17 protein-coding genes are annotated in these 18674 nt (G+C 56.0%); 9 read left to right on the top strand and 8 right to left on the bottom strand.

Going from position 1 to position 18674, the window contains the following annotated elements:
- Positions 1–82: 82 nt before the first annotated feature.
- The gene (locus tag ACY692_RS06350; RefSeq protein WP_462324509.1) at positions 83–655 is read left to right on the top strand and encodes a CvpA family protein; all 573 of its coding nucleotides are present in this window, start codon (positions 83–85) and stop codon (positions 653–655) included.
- The gene (gene mazG, locus ACY692_RS06345) at positions 642–1442 is read left to right on the top strand and encodes a nucleoside triphosphate pyrophosphohydrolase (protein ID WP_462324508.1); all 801 of its coding nucleotides are present in this window, start codon (positions 642–644) and stop codon (positions 1440–1442) included. The genes ACY692_RS06350 and mazG overlap by 14 nt, the downstream gene beginning before the upstream one ends.
- 248 nt (positions 1443–1690) lie before the next feature.
- Here mazG and ACY692_RS06340 read toward each other — a convergent pair whose 3' ends face one another.
- The 3 genes from ACY692_RS06340 to uvrB all read right to left on the bottom strand — a co-directional run bounded on the left by ACY692_RS06340 (position 1691) and on the right by uvrB (position 6234).
- Positions 1691–3028 (bottom strand): YhjD/YihY/BrkB family envelope integrity protein, encoded by a 1338-nt coding sequence (locus ACY692_RS06340; RefSeq protein WP_462324507.1) that lies wholly within the window; start codon positions 3026–3028, stop codon positions 1691–1693.
- 92 nt (positions 3029–3120) lie between these two features.
- Entirely contained in the window at positions 3121–4161 is a 1041-nt protein-coding gene (locus ACY692_RS06335) for a potassium channel family protein (RefSeq protein ID WP_462324506.1), read from the bottom strand.
- 66 nt (positions 4162–4227) lie between these two features.
- Positions 4228–6234 carry an excinuclease ABC subunit UvrB gene (gene uvrB, locus ACY692_RS06330; protein WP_462324505.1) on the bottom strand — a complete coding sequence of 669 codons (2007 nt, stop codon included), beginning with the start codon at positions 6232–6234 and terminating at the stop codon, positions 4228–4230.
- Positions 6235–6414: 180 nt separating this feature from the next.
- On the opposite strand from uvrB, the gene ACY692_RS06325 reads away from it, so the two are divergent.
- From ACY692_RS06325 to ACY692_RS06315, 3 genes are all read left to right on the top strand, one after another.
- On the top strand, positions 6415–7992 hold the full coding sequence (locus ACY692_RS06325) for an HD-GYP domain-containing protein (RefSeq protein ID WP_462324504.1): 1578 nt from the start codon (positions 6415–6417) through the stop codon (positions 7990–7992).
- Positions 7993–8095: 103 nt separating this feature from the next.
- Positions 8096–9175, top strand: coding sequence for a tetratricopeptide repeat protein (locus ACY692_RS06320; protein ID WP_462324503.1), 1080 nt, complete (start codon positions 8096–8098; stop codon positions 9173–9175).
- A 77-nt stretch (positions 9176–9252) separates the two neighbouring features.
- The gene (locus ACY692_RS06315; protein WP_462324502.1) at positions 9253–9894 is read left to right on the top strand and encodes a D-glycero-alpha-D-manno-heptose-1,7-bisphosphate 7-phosphatase; all 642 of its coding nucleotides are present in this window, start codon (positions 9253–9255) and stop codon (positions 9892–9894) included.
- Positions 9895–9987: 93 nt separating this feature from the next.
- Here ACY692_RS06315 and dapB read toward each other — a convergent pair whose 3' ends face one another.
- Positions 9988–10770 carry a 4-hydroxy-tetrahydrodipicolinate reductase gene (gene dapB, locus ACY692_RS06310; RefSeq protein WP_462324501.1) on the bottom strand — a complete coding sequence of 261 codons (783 nt, stop codon included), beginning with the start codon at positions 10768–10770 and terminating at the stop codon, positions 9988–9990.
- 318 nt (positions 10771–11088) lie between these two features.
- Between dapB and ACY692_RS06305 the strand changes: the two genes are divergently transcribed.
- Positions 11089–12927 carry a BRCT domain-containing protein gene (locus tag ACY692_RS06305; RefSeq protein ID WP_462324500.1) on the top strand — a complete coding sequence of 613 codons (1839 nt, stop codon included), beginning with the start codon at positions 11089–11091 and terminating at the stop codon, positions 12925–12927.
- Positions 12928–13048: 121 nt separating this feature from the next.
- On the opposite strand, the gene aat is transcribed toward ACY692_RS06305, so the two are convergent.
- The 4 genes from aat to ACY692_RS06285 all read right to left on the bottom strand — a co-directional run bounded on the left by aat (position 13049) and on the right by ACY692_RS06285 (position 16776).
- Positions 13049–13816 (bottom strand): leucyl/phenylalanyl-tRNA--protein transferase, encoded by a 768-nt coding sequence (gene aat, locus ACY692_RS06300; protein ID WP_462324499.1) that lies wholly within the window; start codon positions 13814–13816, stop codon positions 13049–13051.
- A gap of 36 nt (positions 13817–13852) precedes the next feature.
- Complete coding sequence (gene clpA / locus ACY692_RS06295) at positions 13853–16063, bottom strand: ATP-dependent Clp protease ATP-binding subunit ClpA (protein ID WP_462324498.1); 2211 nt, start codon at positions 16061–16063, stop codon at positions 13853–13855.
- Entirely contained in the window at positions 16064–16378 is a 315-nt protein-coding gene (locus ACY692_RS06290) for an ATP-dependent Clp protease adaptor ClpS (RefSeq protein WP_462324497.1), read from the bottom strand.
- Positions 16379–16479: 101 nt separating this feature from the next.
- Positions 16480–16776 (bottom strand): hypothetical protein, encoded by a 297-nt coding sequence (locus ACY692_RS06285; RefSeq protein WP_462324496.1) that lies wholly within the window; start codon positions 16774–16776, stop codon positions 16480–16482.
- A 262-nt stretch (positions 16777–17038) separates the two neighbouring features.
- Here ACY692_RS06285 and ACY692_RS06280 point away from each other — a divergent pair, with 262 nt between their 5' ends.
- From ACY692_RS06280 to ACY692_RS06270, 3 genes are all read left to right on the top strand, one after another.
- Positions 17039–17953, top strand: a complete 915-nt coding sequence (locus ACY692_RS06280; protein ID WP_462324495.1) for a branched-chain amino acid ABC transporter permease — start codon at positions 17039–17041, stop codon at positions 17951–17953.
- Positions 17950–18204: a hypothetical protein gene (locus ACY692_RS06275; protein ID WP_462324494.1), complete on the top strand. Its 255-nt coding sequence runs from the start codon at positions 17950–17952 to the stop codon at positions 18202–18204. The genes ACY692_RS06280 and ACY692_RS06275 overlap by 4 nt, the downstream gene beginning before the upstream one ends.
- 55 nt (positions 18205–18259) lie before the next feature.
- Positions 18260–18674: ABC transporter ATP-binding protein (locus ACY692_RS06270; RefSeq protein ID WP_462324493.1), on the top strand; the 415-nt coding region annotated here is incomplete at its 3' end.

The following is an 18674-nucleotide window of genomic DNA, read 5'->3' as shown; positions in this document are numbered from 1 at the left end:
CTAACGATTCCCACCCACAGATACTCACCACGGACAACAATCCGCCCGTGTCAAATGCGGCCACCGTGTCTAGGGAGAACGCATGAACATATTGGACATCATCTTTGTCATCATTCTGGGAACCCTGCTTCTCCGGGGTATATTCCGGGGCATGGTCCGAGAGATCGCCTCGATCCTTGGTCTGGTTTTGGGATTTTTTCTGGCCAACACATACCACGACCAGCTCTTGCCCATGGTGCAAAAATTTATTGAGACGCCGGGATACGCTCGGGCGGTTGCCTATCTGGCCATTTTTTTCGGGACCATGATCGCCGTGTTCGTTGTTTCCACTATGCTCAAACAATTTCTCAAGATGATCATGCTCGGGTGGCTCGACCGTCTTGGCGGAGGAGGGCTCGGATTCGCCAAGGGACTCCTGCTGTGCAGCGTTATCCTCATTGTGCTGACCACATTCCTGTCCTCCAAGGCTTCCCTGCTCACCGAATCCAAGGTTGCTCCATATATCGGCATGGTCAACGAATCCGTAGCCGGCTTTCTTCCCGACGACATGCGTAGCGAGTTCCGGTCCAAAAGCTCCTCGCTCAAGGGACTCTGGCACGCCGACTGGATGGAAAAACTGAAAGAAAAACAGGAACAAATGCGTGAACAACAGTAACAAAAATATCCAGCCGGTTCTCGACGTCATCGAGCGTCTGGTCGCTCCGGACGGGTGTCCCTGGGACCGGAAACAGACCCCGGAGACCTTGTGCGATTATCTGGTAGAGGAATGTTTCGAACTCGTTGAGGCCATCAGGGACAACGATACCGACGAAATACGGGAAGAACTCGGCGATGTTTTCTTTCTTCTTCTGTTCATAGGCCAGTGGTACGCCCGAACCGGATCCTTTCCTTTGGACAGGGTCTGGGAAGAAAACGCCGCCAAGATGATCCGGAGGCATCCCCATGTGTTCGGGGACCAGGATATCACGACCACTCCGGAACTCTACGCCACGTGGGAACAGATCAAAAAGCAGGAAAAGGCGGAAAAAAAGGACGGGTCCCAAAAGGTCTTTTCCTCGCTGCCCAGATCCCTCCCGCCAATGCTGCGGGCATACCGCATCAACTCCAAGGCGGCCCGGGTCGGATTCACCTGGGACAGGGACGAGGACCAGGAGACAAAGCTCCGGGAAGAGTGGAATGAATGGATCGGAGCCAAAAAAGCCGGAAATACCGAACAGATGGAAGAGGAATTCGGGGATTATCTCTTTGGGCTCACGGAATATGGCCGTAGACACGGCCTCAAGGCCAACACCTGTTTGAGCAAAGCAAACAAAAAATTTCTGGACCGGTTCGACCAGCTCGAAAACCTGGCCCTGGAACGGGGATTGGACATCTCTGCAATGGGTCTTCAGGAGATGGATGTACTCTGGGACGAGATCAAGCGAGACAAGAACAAGGCATAGCGTTCTTCCTCAAAAAAATAACGAGCCAGACCGAGCATGGGTTGCCACCATTTGTGTGTCGGGCCATGAACAAGGCTGCCACCTCCCAACCATTCTTGTCATCCCTGGCATGATCCCGGATGGCGGGGGTAATCCAACCCCGCCCCTGTCGAGTCCCCTCTCTGTATCCCGGCCTCCTTGACTCCTGCCTCCCCTTCTCCTGCCGCCTCCCTGGAGACAGGGGATCTTGCCGTGTCGCTCCACCGGCCTCAGGCCCCGGCCTTGTATCCGTCCCTGTTCTTCTCGAACATCTCCAGCGTTACGTTCTCCACGCTCTCGACAGCGGCCTGATAAAAGGTATCCAAAACCCTCTCCACATTTTTTTCCACTTCCTTTTGGCCCCTTGATCCGGGACATGGATCGCAGGTCATCAGGGATCCGATGATCTCCATGAGTGTCAGGGTCTGGGGCAGTCGGTACAACCCGTACCCATCCCCTTCCTCCCTGAAGATCTGGACAACATACCCGAGATCCACCAACTCTTCCAGGACCTTGTTGGTATCCTTGAGCGGAAGATGGATCTCCTGGGCCAGTTCATGGCTTGCCGGGGGGGGGCTCCCCTGTCTGGCCGCACGGGTCATCAGGGTCAAAAGTTCGAGGGCCGCCTGGATACGGACATGCGGAGTCATGTCCTCTCCCATTCCGGCCTTGCCGCCCCCCTTGTCCCCTTTCTTGAAATTCTGCATGGCATAGCTGACCTCGGCACCGATGAGCACAACCACCCAGCTCCAGTACATGAGCAGAAAGGCCAACGGAACCTGGGCGAAACTCCCGTAGATGGCGTTGTACTGGGATCCCCCCATGGATTTGCCGATAAAATACATCTGCGTGGACTGGAGAAGAACGCTCGCAACCAGGGCCCCCATCAGACCGCTACCGATCTTGACCTTGACGTTGGGGATGACCGTGTAGATGACGAAGAGTCCGAGAACCACGGGCAGGAGCGGCAGCACGAACCCGATGACAACGGCCCGGAATCCGCCGAGCATGGAAGCGCCCATGATCTGATCGAGAATATGGGACTTCTGGAGATAGGCCGTGGTACTCAGGGAGGTGATGACCAAAAAGGGACAGATGAGGATCAGGGCCAGGTAGTCGGTAAACTTACGTACCGGAGTCCGGCCGGCCTTGACCCCCCAGATGACATTGAAGGATTTCTCGATGTTGTTGAACAGCAGAAAGACCGTGACAACGATGGAGGCCACCCCGATGACCCCCAGGGTGCCCACGTTGGTGTTGTTGATATACCCGATGACCTGATCGACAAGCTCGTTGTTCTGGGCAAACACCCGGAGCAAGAGTTCTCGAATATACACGGAATTCTGGAACCCAAGCCCCTTGGACACGGAAAAGGCCACGGCAAAAAAAGGAACGATGGCCAACGCAGTGACATAGGTCAGGGCAGAGGCCCGGAGCAAACAATTGTCGTGGAGAAACCCCTGGACAACGGTCTCTCCCCACCATTTGAGGGACATCAATATCCGAAACCGGAACAGCAACGATTGCAGTCCGTTGACAGCGTCACGCAATACGTTTGTCGTGGTCATGTTCCTCCCACCGGGCAAAAATGTTCGTCGAACCCGTCATTTCCTCAAGCCTCGGACCTCCCCCCAGGATAAATCACCTAACCACCTACAACCTATCCCCCCGTTTCCCGTTCCAGCATCTCGAAATTCTCGTGCTTGCCGATACCCACGAGCACATCCCCCTGTTCCAGCACTTCCTGGGGACCGGGATTGAAGATCATCTTTCCCGTGGTCTTGCGGATGGCAATGATGATCAGATTGAAACGCGGACGGATTTCCGAGGCGATCAGATCCTTGCCCACCAGGGTCGATCCCTTTTGGACCACGATTTCTTCCATCTGGAGTTCCTCTCCCTGGTGGGCGAGTTCCAGGAAGTCGGTAACCGTCGGCCGAAGAACCATCTGGGCCATGCGCATTCCACCGATCATGTGCGGGGTCAGGGCCTTGTCCGCTCCGGCCATCATCAACTTCTGCACGGAACCTTCCTTATCCGCCCTGGCAACGATATAGATATCCGGGTTGGTCTGGCGCGCGGTCAGGGTCACATAGACGTTCTCCGAGACCTGGTTCAGACAGGCAATGAGCCCCTTGGCCCGATCGAGGCCGGCTGAAAGCAAGAGCTCGTCCTCCGTGGCATCCCCTTCGATAACCAGAATCTGCTTGCTCTTGAGTTCCTCCACATGGACGGGATCGTTCTCGATAACCACGACCGGCAACCCGTCACCCACGATTTCCCGAACGACCACGTTGCCGATCCGCCCATACCCGCAGACAATGAAATGGTCCCGCAGTTTATTGATGATCTGTTGCACCTTGCGTCTCCCCCACATATCCTGAATTTTTCCCTCGACCAAAAACTGGGTGAACGCCCCGACCAGATAGGCAAAGGTACCGACGCCCAGAAGGATCAGGGTGGATGTCAAAAGCCGGCCGGTTTCCGAAAGCTCATGGGTTTCGGTGAATCCAACCGTGGAAAGGGTGATGACCACCTGGTAGAAACTGTCCAGGAATCCCCACCCTTCAATATACATATAAATGAAAAGACCATACAGGAATACCAGAAAAAAAGAAAAACACCCCATGACAAAGGGGAGAAAACTCCCATAACGGAGTTTGAGCTGGTAGTATCGTGCTGCGAATGATTTCTTGCGCATCGGGTACTCTGGCTGATTGTCCGGAACTGTGTCTCCCGGGAAATATATTCTACAAGGGACCACGCATCATTCTTTTTTCAAGGCCGCGATCCTGTCCCTGAGCCGGGCCGCCACCTCAAACTCCAACTCTTTGGCTGCCTGACGCATGAGCCGTTCCAACCTTTTGATCTCCTTGGCCTTTTCCTTGGGCTTACCATGATAGGCCGCAGCGGTCTCGGCCAGGGACATTTCCTTGGGTCCATCTGCTCCACTACGGAGTTCATACAGAATATTCCGGACCGGTCCCTTGCGGATGGTTTTGGGGACGATCCCCCGCTCCTTGTTGAAGACATCTTGTTTCTCCCGCCGCCGGTTGCATTCATCCATGGCCGTACGCATGGAATCGGTGACACGGTCGGCATACATGATCACCCGTCCGCCGGCATTGCGTGCGGCCCGCCCAAAGGTCTGGATGAGGGACCGGTTGGAACGCAGAAAACCTTCCTTGTCCGCATCCAGAATGGCCACCAGGGAGACCTCTGGAAGGTCCAATCCCTCACGTAACAGATTGATCCCCACCAAAACCGAAAATTCCCCCTGTTGCAAAGCCTGGAGAATGGCCACCCGTTCCAGGGTGTCGATATCCGAATGCATATACCGGGCTTCGATCCCCCGCGTTTGGAGGAACTCGGTCAGATCCTCTGCCATGCGCTTGGTCAGGGTCGTTACCAGAACCCGTTCGTCCCGCTCGATACGGGCGAAACATTCTCCCATGAGGTCATCCATCTGCCCCGTTGTCTGTCTGACCTCGAGAACCGGATCGAGCAACCCGGTGGGCCGGATGACCTGTTCCACGACCAATCCCTGCGCCCTTTCCAACTCCCACGGCCCCGGCGTGGCCGAAACATAGACGGTTTGGTTGATCCTGTCCAAGAATTCCTCGAAGCACAACGGGCGGTTATCCAGGGCACAGGGAAGACGGAAGCCGAAATCGACCAGGGTCTGTTTTCTGGAACGGTCCCCATTGAACATTGCACCTATCTGGGGGACGGTGATATGGGATTCGTCCACAACGAGCAGAAAATCTTCCGGAAAATAGTCGAGCAGCGTTGCCGGGGGCTCGCCTGGACGACGGTTGTCCAGATGCAAAGAATAGTTTTCGATCCCGTTACAATACCCGAGTTCCTCGATCATCTCCAGATCGAGCTGGGTCTTTTGTTCCACCCGCTGTGCCTCCACGAGCCGGTTTTCTTGCTTGAAAAAAACCAGTCGCGACCTGAGCTCCTCGCGGATATCATCCATGGCCCGGTTCAGATTCTCCCTGTCCGAGACATAGTGACTGGCCGGATAGATAACCGTTTTTGCCAGCCGTTCCTTGATCTCACCGGTCAGGGGATCGGTCGCAAAAATACCGTCGATCTCATCACCGAAGAATTCGATGCGCAATGCCTGCTCGTGCTCGTAGGCCGGAATGATCTCCAGGACATCTCCCCGGATACGGAATGTTCCTCGGTGGAAATCTAAATCATTGCGCTCGTATTGTACGTCGACCAGTCGCTCGATGATCGATTCCATGCTCACCGGATCTCCCTGCTCTACGGGAATGAGCATCTTGGCGTAGTACTCCGGAGAACCGAGGCCATAAATACAGGAGACCGAGGCCACAATGACCACATCCCGCCGGGTGAGCAAGGCATGGGTGGCCGCGTGACGGAGTTTGTCGATATCCTCGTTTATGGACGAATCCTTTTCGATATACACGTCCGAATGGGGAAGATAGGCCTCGGGCTGGTAGTAGTCGTAATAGCTGACAAAATATTCGACAGCATTGTGGGGAAAGAGGGCGGAAAACTCGGTGTACAACTGGGCGGCCAGGGTCTTGTTCGGGGCCATGACCAGGGTGGGACGATTTGTCCGGGCAATGGTCTGGGCCATGGTGAAGGTCTTGCCAGATCCGGTCACGCCCAAAAGGACCTGGTCCTTTACCCCCCTATCAACGTTGGCGGCCAGCTCTTCGATGGCATACGGTTGGTCACCACGGGGGGAAAAGGTACTGACGAGCTGGAAAGGCATCTCTTTGGAAGAACTGCTCATACGGCCTCGTTCAAGTTGCGTACATGGGGATATAAAAGGGGGCACCCGTACTTCCGGCTCCCGCGGGCGTTGTTTTCCAGACCCGAGCCCACAGGGATTTTCCGGTTGTCAGTCACCTGTAATTGACATATGTCTGTAAAACATATCAGAGCCCACCCCTTGAGCCGCGGATATCGTGCCATGAGCAACTCGATCATTAAAAGACTGACAACCATAGGTATAGCCCTTTCCGCAGAAAAGGACATCGACACCTTGCTGAATCTGATCCTGGATGAAGCCAAGGCAACGACCAGGGCGGACGCCGGGACATTGTACCTGGTGGACAATGGAACACAGACCCTGGTTTTCAGCATCATGCACAACGATAGCCATGACATCCATGCCCGGCACAGAGATGACATCAAGCTGACACCGGTGCCCCTGTTTCTTCCCGACGGTACGCCCAACCACGCCAATGTCTCGTCCTACACGGCCCTATCGGGCGAAAACATCAACATAGCAGATGTGTATGAGGCCGAAGATTTCGATTTCAGCGGCCCGAGAAAGTATGACAGCGTCACCGGCTATCGGTCCAAGTCCATGCTGGTCATTCCCATGCAGGACCACCATGGCGACATCCTCGGCGTGGTCCAACTGATCAACGCCACCGATCCGGAAACCGGCGAGGTCTGCAAATTCACCCGGGAACACACGGACATGGTCGCGTCCCTGGCCTCACAGGCCGCAGTGGCCCTGAACAACGCCCGGCTCATCCAGAGTCTCGAAGACCTGTTACAGGCCTTTATCAAAACCATTGCCTCGGCCATTGATGCCAAGTCCAAATACACGGGCAATCACATCCGCCGGGTAGTCCAGCTGACCATGGACATCGCCGGGGCCATCAACAGGTGTGACGCTCCACCGTTCGACACCGTCCATTTCGACGAAAGCCAGATGAAAGAACTCAGCCTGGCATCCTGGCTGCATGATGTGGGCAAGATTGTCACTCCCCAGCACATCATCGACAAACACGCCAAACTGGAGACGGTTTTTGATCGGGCCGAACTCGTGACGACACGGTTTGATGTCATTGAAGGCTCCATGCGGCTTGAAAACGCCCATGCCAAGATGGATGCCATGGCCCGGGGCGCAGACAAGCAGACGTTGCAAAACCTGGACGCCGAACTCGAGGCAGGGCTCAAGGAGCTACAAACGGAGCTTGAACTCATACTGTCGTGCAACCGATCCATGGAATTCATGCCCGACGAACAGATCGAGAAGATCAAGGCCATAGGCAACAAGACCTACACTTGGCAAGGGCAGGATTGTCCCTATCTGACCGAAGACGAGATGGACAATCTGAGTATCCAGAAAGGAAATCTCACTCAGGGCGAACGCAAAACCATTGAAGACCATGCCCGGGCAACCTGGGACATGCTCTCCCAGTTGCCCTTTCCAAAAAATCTGGCCAATGTGGCCACATATGCGGCCCAGCATCACGAAAAGCTTGACGGAAGCGGCTATACCCAGGGACTGACCGAAAAGGACATCTCCCTGCAGAGCCGCATCCTGGCCATCGCCGATATCTTTGAGGCCCTCACGGCGGCGGATCGTCCCTACAAGGACCCCATGCCCATTTCCAAGGCCTTAACAATCATGGGATTCATGAAATCCGACGGCCACCTGGACCCTGACATTCTCGATCTATTCATCAACCATCAAGTATTCATGGATTTTGTGACTACAGAAATCGACCCCTCACAGAATGACCTGGGCTGAACCACGGCCCTTTGGGTAATCGATATCATTCCGGACACATGACGCATCCGTTAGTTGTTCAGCGTCAACCACAAAACCAATGGAGATCTCTAAGGTAGAATATATGCAGTTCAAATTTAAATCCGCAACGGTTGTTATCTTGTCCAACAACAGCGATCATGTTTCCACCGATCGCCTGACCCTGGTAGAGTTGCAGGTAGGAGATATCAGGGTATTTTCATCCTGGGAGACGGCGGAACCCTTTTTCAAGGAGAACGATGCGGACCTGGCCCTGGTGGACGACCTCTCCGATCTTGGAGGTGTCCAATGCGCAAAAAAATTACGGCAGGTCTCGACCAACCGGCTCATTCCCATTGTCATGGTCACCCAGGAAAACCGCCGCGAACAGGTTTTGGATGCCATCTCTGCCGGATGCGGGGGCTATGTTCTTCGACCATACGCCATGGGTACCGTTTACAAACACTTACAAGTCGCCATAGAAAGTTCTTCCTATGACGAGATCGAGAACGAAGTCCTCAACAGCGCAAAACTTCTTGTGGAACGCGGCATGTTCGACGAGGCGATAGAAGAATTCGATGAAATCGTCAGCGACGAAAACGAGTCCCAAAAATATTTCAACATGGGCATGGATTACCTTGCCGAGGAGAAATACGGCAAGGCGATCATCTCATTCAACAAGGCGTTGAAGATAAACGAAATGTTCGCTGAAGCCTGCAAGGGAATAGCCGATGCGTACAAGGGCAAGGGCGATGGCACGAACTTCCAGAAATATCTCACCAAGGCCGCGGACATCTATGCGTCCCAAGACCGGCTGGAAAAAACCAAGGAACTCTTCGTTGAAATCCTCAAGGCCGATCCCGATGCGGTCAATCCCTACAATTCCCTGGGGGTGAAACTGCGGCGCAAAGGGGATTATTTCGGTGCACTGCATGCCTATGGACAAGCCCTCTCCATCACCCCGGACGATGAGAACCTCCATTTCAACATCGCCAAGGCACATCTTTTTTCCAGCAGCAAGGACAAGGCGATCCAGCATCTGATCCGCTCATTGGAAATCAACCCGGAGCTACACCATGCCCGTGAACTCCTGGAAAAGATCCGTTCAAGCCAATGGAAAAAGATCTCGGAAAAAATCGCCGCCCAACCCACCGTCAACAAAGACGGAATGACCGTGGACAGTTGACGCCCTTCCTAAAAGGAACCACCCGGGGCCCTTCTTTCCATCCACCACCTCCCACGATCGGAACGGCTTTTTACCACATGCATCCCATCACAGCCTCCCCCCCCTCCAAGACAACCATGGCCAGGCCCGTACCAACGGTTCTTTTGGACCGTGACGGCACCCTGATACAGGAATGCCATTATCTGTCCGACCCCGAAAAGGTTGCGCTCATTCCCGGCGTTGCCGAACCCATGCGCAGGCTTGGTGCCCACAACGTCCGTTTTTTTTTGGTCACCAACCAGAGCGGTATCGGCCGGGGCTATTTTTCCCTGGCCGACTACCACGCCGTGCAGGTACGTTTGCGGACCTTGCTGCGCAACCAGGGGATCACCCTCGCCGGGGAAGCCTTCTGCCCCCATGCGCCCGAAGAGTCATGCCGATGCCGTAAACCCGGTACCGGCCTGTGGGAAGAACTCCGGTCCCGCTACCATCTCGAGCCGAACCATTGCGTGATGATAGGTGACAAACGTGCTGATATCGCCTTCGGCCTGAACGCCTCCCTATACACCATTCTGGTCCTGACAGGACATGGCCGCGACGAGGCAAAGACCTTGGGTATTCCCGAATCCGTTGAAGAGGCCATCGAACTCCCGGACCGATCCGCCGGCGCCCCCCACGCCGTGGCCAAAGATCTGGGGGCGGCCCTCTCCTGGATCAAAAAACGGCTGGAGACCGAGTAGCGTCAAACGTCCACCCGGCCCTCCAACCGTTTTTTTTTCCATAGCGGACGTGGCCCGGGCCTTTTCTTGCTCAGCGCCTCCGCGCACTATAACCTATCCGAGCATATCCGCCATAGCATACACCACACCGGGTTTCTGCGCCCCGATCCACTTGGCAGCCCGCAGGGCCCCGCTGGCAAAGGTCTCCCGGGAATGGGCCCGGTGGGTCACCTCGATCCTTTCCCCCGGCCCCAGACAATAGACCGTATGGTCCCCGACGACGTCCCCGCCGCGCAGGGTCTGCACCCCGATCTCGCCCTGGGGCCGCTCACCGATAATCCCGTGTCTCGAAAAATTGCCTATCTCCTCCAACTCCCTCTCCCGTGCTCCGGCCAGACATTCGGCCAGTTTGAGCGCGGTCCCGCTGGGGGCGTCCTTTTTGTGCTTATGATGGATTTCCATAACCTCGAGGTCATAGTCCCCACCCAAGATACGTACGAGATCGGGCAGACAACGGAGCAGGGCGTTTACCCCAACGCTCATGTTCGGGGCCCAGAAAATCGGGGTTTTTTCGGCCAGATTTCCGAGCTGTTCCTGTTCTTCCCGGTCCAATCCGGTCGTTCCGATGACCATGGGAACCGAGTGTTCGGCGGCCTTGGCAGCCGTATCAAGGGTGACCGAAGGGGCCGTGAAATCAACGACCACAGCACCCGGAACGTCCATGACCTTCCGGACATCGTCCACCACCGGACACCCGAACCGTTCCAGCCCCTTCTGACGTTCCGTCCGCTCCACGAGCCCGGCCAATTGCAACCCGGAATCGTTTTCCGCCATGTTGGCCAGGGTGGCTCCCATGCGACCGTTGGCTCCCATGATAATGACTGGTACTCTGCTCATAGTGATATTACCCCTTGTATGATTGCGGGCCATGATCCGGCACCTGCGGATCAGCACCCTGATGATATATGCAATAAATACGATTTTAGATCGGAACAATCGGTATATACAGAAGAGAAGAGGGGATGACAAACTCCCCCACCCTTTAAAAATGATCCCAAAATGAACCTTGGCAAACATCAATCTATCCCTTAAAATCCACTCCAGAATCCCGGGCTCTCCCCCACCAAACCCAGCATCCACGTAACCCTTAAACATTAACCATCCCAACTCCTTACCTAAAACATAAAACGTAAAACCTAAAACCGCCTCCCCCCCATGCCCGATACCTCCTCCATCGACATCCTGGTCAAACGCCTCGAAAAATACAACGGGGCCTACCGAGCCGGTTCTCCCCTTGTCAGCGACGAAGAATACGACAGCCTGGTCGAATCCCTGCGCAGGCTTGATCCGGACAATCCATTCCTGCACAAGGTAGAACCCGAGATATTCAGCGGCAAACGGGAGGTACGGCATCCCGTGCCCATGCTTTCCACGGACAAGGCGTACACGGTGGAAGATGTAGCACGATTCGTGGACAGAGTCCGCAAAGAGGCCAGAGCACGGGGAGTCTACACCGTTACCTTCAAGGCCACCCCAAAACTTGATGGTCTCGCCGCACGCGACGACGGCCGCATTCTGGCATCACGGGGAAACGGCATGAGCGGATTCGACATCACCTCGGCCCTTGGCAAAGGGGTCGTGCTCGAGGGGCAACGGGGCATGGGACTCGGGGAAATGGTCATTGCCCAGTCCTATTTCCAGGAACACCTGGCAGACAAATTCGAACACCCCAGAAACCTGGTCGTGGGAATCGTTTCTTCGGACACGGTGAACACACTGGCCCAGCAGGCCCTGGAGGACAAGGCGGTCCGGTTCGTTCCCTATGCGACCCTTCCCGACTGGCAGGGACCGGGGGACGAACTCGTCAAAGAGATCGAACGGATCAAACAGGACCTTCGAACAAAAGTGGACTACCCCATGGACGGTTTGGTGGTCGAAGTGGTGGACCAGGAAATCAAGGATGCCATGGGATCGACCAGCCACCATTACCGCTGGCAGATCGCCGTCAAGGACAAGGGAGAGACTGCGGAGACACGGGTCAGGGATATCCTCTGGCAGGTAGGCAGGACCGGCAAGGTCACTCCGGTCATGCTCGTCGATCCGGTCCCCCTGTCCGGGGCGACCATCCGACGGGTCACGGCCCACAACGCCGGGTTCCTCAAGAAACGGGGCATCGGCAAGGGATCGGTCGTAGAGGTCATCAGAAGCGGCGAGGTCATTCCCAAACTCGAGGCCGTGATAACGGAAGCGCACGGCATAGAGATCCCACAAACCTGCCCGGTCTGCTCCACCCCCCTCGAAGAGGACAACGATTTTCTGATCTGCCCCAACAGGCGGTGTCCCGCGCAAATCCGCCAGACCATCGAGCATTGGTTCAAGATCCTGGGCAACGCCGACTGGTACGGAACCAAGACCGTGGAAAAACTCGTGGCCAACGGGATTGACACCCTGGAACGGGTCTATGCCCTGACCGAGCAGGATTTTGTCGACATGGGATTTGGCCCCATCCAATCCAGAAACCTTTTCCAGGCCCTGACCATCAGCCGGACCAAACCGGTCGAGGACTGGCGTTTTTTGGCGGCCTTCGGCATCCCGGATCTCGGCAAAGGGGACAGCCGCAAGCTCTTGCAGCACCACCCCATCGAAACGGTCACCACGATCACGGCCGGGGCCATTCTGGCCATCAACGGTTTCGGCGGGATCACCAGCCGATCCATCTCTCGGGGGATAGAACGGATACGCCCAACCATGGAGCACATGCTGGCCTTGGGATTCAGCCTAGAACGAACCCCGCTCAAGGAAGAGATGGCCGCCCTGGATTCCCCCATCACGGGCAAGGGCATCGTGTTCACCGGCAAGATGGTCCACGGAACCAGACAGGACATGCAGAACATGGCCCGCGCCAAAGGAGCCAAGGTCCAGACTACGGTCTCCGGAGCAACCGCCTACCTTGTCTGTGGAGAAAAAGTGGGGGCCAAAAAAAGAGCCCAGGCAGAAAAGCTGGGCACCAAGGTCATTCCGGAACAGGAGTTTCTGGACATGATCAGGTCGTGACAGTATTCTCTTGCCCTCCCATTCTCCGGCCCACCGTTATTGGAACGTGCTATTTTTCCCGACCCTTGCCCCCCTCTCTGCCCCGGCGGTCATGCCGCAGAAAAAAAACGGGGATCCCGGATCAGGTCCGGAATAGAGGGGGGGCCGGTCTACCCGCATCGGTGCGGCGCCCATGTTCCAGACGTCCATTCCCTGCCTCCCTTCCATGAAAACCCGTCAAATCAGCCCGTAGACTGCATCCCTGGATGCCCTCCTTGATCCCCACGAGAAATTCCCGGCGCGGAATCTCCCGGGCCCCGAACCGGAGCATATGGGACGTGGTCTGCTGGCAATCGACCAACCGGAATCCAAGGGTGGCCAAATGACGGACAAACAGGACAAACCCGACCTTGGCCGCCTCTGAACAGCGATGGAACATGGATTCCCCGAAAAAAACCCTTCCCAGGGCCACGCCATAGAAACCGCCGACCAGTTCCCCGTCCTTCCAAACCTCCACAGAATGGGCATATCCCTGGCGGAACATGTTTTCATAGGCCTCGATCATTTCCGGAACAAGCCATGTCCCCTCGGTCTCACCCCGGTTCATGGTCGCACATCCGTGGATGACCCCGAAAAAATCCCGGTCAACCGTGACCTGGAAGGGGTGGCGCTTCAAAAAACGCTCAAGCCGTCTGGGCACATGGAGTCTGTCCGGGTGGATGACCGGCCTGGGGTCAGGCGACCACCACAGAATGGGCATGCCCGGGCTGTACCAGGGAAAGATCCCCTGGGAATAGGCGATGATCAACCTGTCGACCTGCAGGTCGCCCCCAACGGCCAGAAGGCCGTCGGGTTCGGCCAATTCAGGATCAGGAAACAGGGGGTCATTTGACAGGTAGAAGACAGGCATGTCCACTCTTGTGGAAGAAGCTCGGCCGGTTGTGACTCAAGAATAACTGAACGTGAGTCCCGACTTTTTGGAAAATCCAACGGTGACCACGCCGCCCTTGACCAGCTTGCCGAACAGGATCTCATCGGTGACCACGTCCCCGATCTCCCGTTCGATCAACCGGGACAGGGGCCTGGCTCCGTAGGCCGGATCATATCCTTGCTCCGCCAGCCATTTCCTGGCCTTGGGTGTCAGTTCCATACGGACCCTGCGGGGGGCTGACCGTTCATTGAGCTCGGCAATGTACTTGTCCACCACCTTCTCCATGACGGCCTGGTCCAGGGAATGGAATTGAACAATGGCGTCCAAACGGTTTCTAAATTCCGGGCTGAACAGCTTTTCCGCCGCCCTGAGGCCGCGTTCGGAGACATCGGTCGTCTCCACGGCACCGAATCCGATGGGCGAGGAAGCCATTTCCCTGGCCCCGACATTGGAGGTCATGAGCACGATGACGTGCCGGAAATCGGCCTTGCGCCCGTTGTTATCCGTCAAGGTGGCGTGGTCCATGACCTGCAGAAGAATATTGAACATGTCCTCATGGGCCTTTTCGATCTCGTCGAGCAAAAGAACGCAATAGGGACTCTTACGCACCGCATCCGTGAGCAGCCCGCCCTGTTCAAACCCCACATATCCAGGGGGGGCACCGATGAGCCGCGCAACAGCGTGTTTTTCCATATACTCACTCATGTCGAAACGCACGAACTCCACGGCCATGGCCTTTGAAAGCTGGCGGGCCAGCTCGGTCTTGCCCACACCGGTGGGGCCGACCATGAGAAAACACCCGGACGGCTTGCGCTGATCCCCCAGCCCGGCCCGGGACCTCTTTATGGTCCGGACCAGGGTCTTCACGGCCCCATCCTGGCCGTAGACCTGGGAGGTGATCCGTTTTTCGAGACGGCCAAGCTGGTCTTTTTCCGACGAGGTGATACTCTGGCTGGGAATCCCGGCCATGCGGGCGACCACCCTTTCCACATCCGTCTTGGTGATGCTCTTCTTGGTGGACTTGCTCAAGCGGAACACGGCCCCGGCCTCATCCATGACATCGATGGCCTTGTCCGGCAGAAACCGGTCGTTGATATGCCGGGCCGACAACTCCACGGAGGCCCGCAGGGCCGAAGGCCGATACCGAACATGGTGGAAGTCCTCATAATGGGAGCGCAATCCTTCAAGTATTTTTACGCTCTCTTCGACGGACGGTTCGTCCAGACCGATCTTCTGGAACCTTCTGGACAGGGCCCGGTCCTTTTCAAAATGGTTCTTGTACTCCTCGAAGGTCGTCGACCCGATACACCGGAGTTCACCCGATCCCAGAACGGGTTTGAGAATGTTCGAGGCATCCATGGTCCCGCTGCTCGTAGCCCCGGCCCCGACAATCGTGTGGATTTCATCGATGAATAAAATGGCCTCGGGGATCTTTGTAATCTCCTTGATCACCCCTTTGAGACGGGCCTCGAAATCCCCTCTGAATTTGGTCCCGGCCAGCAGGGCCCCCATGTCCAGGGCAAAGATACGTACGTCCTTAAAGGGTTCGGGAACCTCTCCCTCGGCGATGCGCAGGGCCAGTCCCTCGGCCATGGCGGTCTTGCCCACGCCGGGATCACCCACAAAAATCGGGTTGTTCTTGCGCCGCCGGGCCAGGATCTGGACAATGCGCCCCAGTTCCCGCTCGCGTCCCACCAGGGGATCGATCTTGCCTTCCCGGGCCTTTTCTACCAAATCCACACAGTATTGGGCAAGCATGGACTTCTTCTTGCCGGACGTTTGCTTTCCGTCTTCCTGCTCCAGCTGGGGATTGTGGGAAATGAACTCAAGCACGCCCATCCGGGTGACCCCCATTGAGGTCAGATAGTACACGGCAAAGGAATCCTTTTCCTCGAGCATGGCCGCCAAAAAATCACCGGACCGAACGGTCTCCTTTCCGGCCGAATTTGTGTGGTTCATGGCCCGCTGCATGACCCGCTGGACCCCGATGGTCTGGACGATCTCGTGGTCCGTGCTCGGCTGCACCTCCACATGCTCCTGAAAAAACCGGGTGAGCAGATTCTTGAGCCGATGCACTTCAGCACCGACCCCGTCCAGGAGTTCCTTGCCCTCGGGATCAATGACAAAGGCGTACAAAAGGTGCTCCAGGGTCAGGAATTCGTGGTGACGCACCTTCACCTCCCTGATGGCCAGGGCGATGATTTTTTCCAATTCTCTGCTGATCATTTAGACCTCTTCCATTGTGCATTTGAGGGGATATCCCTTGCCATGGGCCATGGAATGCACCAGGGAGACCTTTGTCTCGGCAATTTCGCCCGTGTAGATACCGCACAGGCCGACCCCGTTCTTGTGAATGTTCATCATGATCAGATTGGCTTCCGCCTCGTTCTTGTGGAAGACGCGTTCGAGCACCTCGACCACGAATTCCATGGTCGTGTAGTCGTCATTGTGCATAAGCACCTTGAACCGTCGGGGTTCGTCGAGCTCTTCCTCGATCACGTCCTCGGGTTCCATTTCCGGCATATCGTTGTTCCGGGCCATGAATCATGTTCCTCTTGGATCGCCTTTTGGGGTTGTTCCGCATATTCCGGTCTGTGTCGCAGGATGTGTTTTTTCTCGCCTCCCGTCTCCCGCCTCCGTTCCTATTCCTCTCCCTCGTCCATCCATTCCTGTAACTTGGCCATGATTTCTTTGGCCTGCTTGATCGAGGAAATATTGAACTTGGAATGGGGAAGATACCGGCCATTGCGCTTCTGATACCGTCCGATCCGGAATTTGACCGGCCCGAATTCACCTGTTTGACGATTGCGTTCCTGATAGGCGAACATGATCGTGGACCAGGCACCCTTGGTCAAAACATGTTTCTCGGTCTGTTTGACCTGCTGTTCCCCATCTTCATTGGTCCAATCGATACTTATTTCGTCAACGGTTTCCGCCATTTTTTGACTCCTGCTGTTTGTGATCCGTCGATCTTGCCAGGAGGTTCCCTGGAAACATCCGATCCTTGTATGTGTAATCCATTCTCGGGGCTTGTAAAGTCGAAACGCCTCGCCCAGTCGGAAGGTATGCGATCATTGTGCATACCCTGCCAAATTTCAACCCAAAATTCTATCGGTCCCCGACATACCCCGGATTTTGCACCTTACGGTTTGGAGAAAAACATGCTAAAGGCCTCCCTTCATTCACGCCAAGGAACCCTTCATGCTCCATTATATCCTCCATCTCGCGGCCCTCGGTGGCATCTACATTCTTCTCGCCTCGAGTCTGAACATCATTGTCGGGCTTTCCGGCCAGGTCTCCCTGGGACACGGGGCCTTTTTCGGCATCGGGGCGTACACCTCCGCCCTGGTTTCCCAGGCCTTTCCGGGGATTCCCTTTGCCCTGCTCATGCCCATTTCCGGGATCCCCGCCCTGGTATTCGCCCTCCTATTGAGCCCCCCGGCCCTCAAACTCAAGGACGAGTACCTGGCCGTGGTCACCCTGGGATTTGGGATCATCTGCGAACTGACGATCAAGAACCTCGATTTCACCGGGGGCCCCGACGGCATGTACGCGCTGGACAGTTTCGGCCTGTCCCCGGCCGGATTCCTTCCCCCTGTCTGGTTCTGGGTCGGCCTCTGCCTCCTGGTCACCTGGCGGATGAATGCGGGACAATTCGGCAGAAACCTGACCGCCATTCGGGAAGGGGAAAAGACCGCCATGACCATGGGGATCTCCCCCCTGCCCATCAAGGTGATCTGCTTCGGCATCTCCGCCTATTTCGCGGCCGTGGCCGGTTCCCTGTACGCCCATTTCATCACCTTTATCCAGCCGGGCGTCTTTGGCCTGTCCACATCCATCCTGCTCCTGTGCATGGTCGTGCTCGGGGGCATGGGCACGGTCTTCGGCCCGGTCGTGGGTGCGGCCCTCCTCTTCCTGCTCCCGGAATTCCTCCAGGCCTTTGCCGACTACCAGGAACTGATCTACGGACTCCTACTCATCATGACCCTCATCTTCCGCCCGCAGGGGATCGTGGGCAAGGCCTCAGGGCACGGGTTGGTAAAGGCGGTTTTAGGTTTTAAGTTTTATGTTTTAGGTAAAAATACCAAAGACTTGGAGATAGAATCGCGGATGTGATGGCGCGTGAGGTGAAAGACATTGTGGATGCGTCTTTTCCTGGGAACGCCGACCGTCTGGTCGGCACTGCGTTTACTGATACGCAAAAATATGCACCGATGCTGCCGAATGGACACTATGATGACGTACCCCGGTCCATTGCCCGAAATGCCGAGCAGACGCTCGGCGTTCCCAGGGAAAAATCACCATCTGACCGCCTATCAAATCATTCAAAAAAGCAAATGATTCCAAACTTAAAACTTAAAACCTAAAACATAAAACGTAAAGCCGCATTCCTAAAACCTAAAACATAAAACCGATTTTACAATGCTCAACGTCCGCAGTCTGCAAACTTATTACGGACGGATTCATGTCCTGAAGACCGTCTCTGTCCATCTCCATCCGGGCGAAATCGTCGCGGTCATCGGGGCCAATGGGGCCGGCAAGACCACTCTTTTAAAAAACCTGGTCGGATTGCTCGAACAAAAATCCGGGACCATCCGGTTCCAGGACGAGGATGTCTCGCGCATGCCCACGGAGAAACGTCTCCGGGCCGGCCTGGTCCTCTGCCCGGAAGGACGTAAATTATTCGGCGATCTGAGCGTCCAGGACAATCTCGCCCTGGGGGCCTTTTCCCGCAAGGACCGGTCCGAAATCAAGACCGACATGCAGCGGCTCAGGGACCAGTTTCCCATCCTGAACAAATTCTGGACCCGTCCGGCATCCAGCCTGTCCGGGGGGG

This window comes from Desulfoplanes sp., from assembly GCF_054921335.1.
The sequence above is the reverse complement of the archived record's forward strand: the minus strand, read 5'-3'. Positions and strand labels throughout refer to the sequence as shown.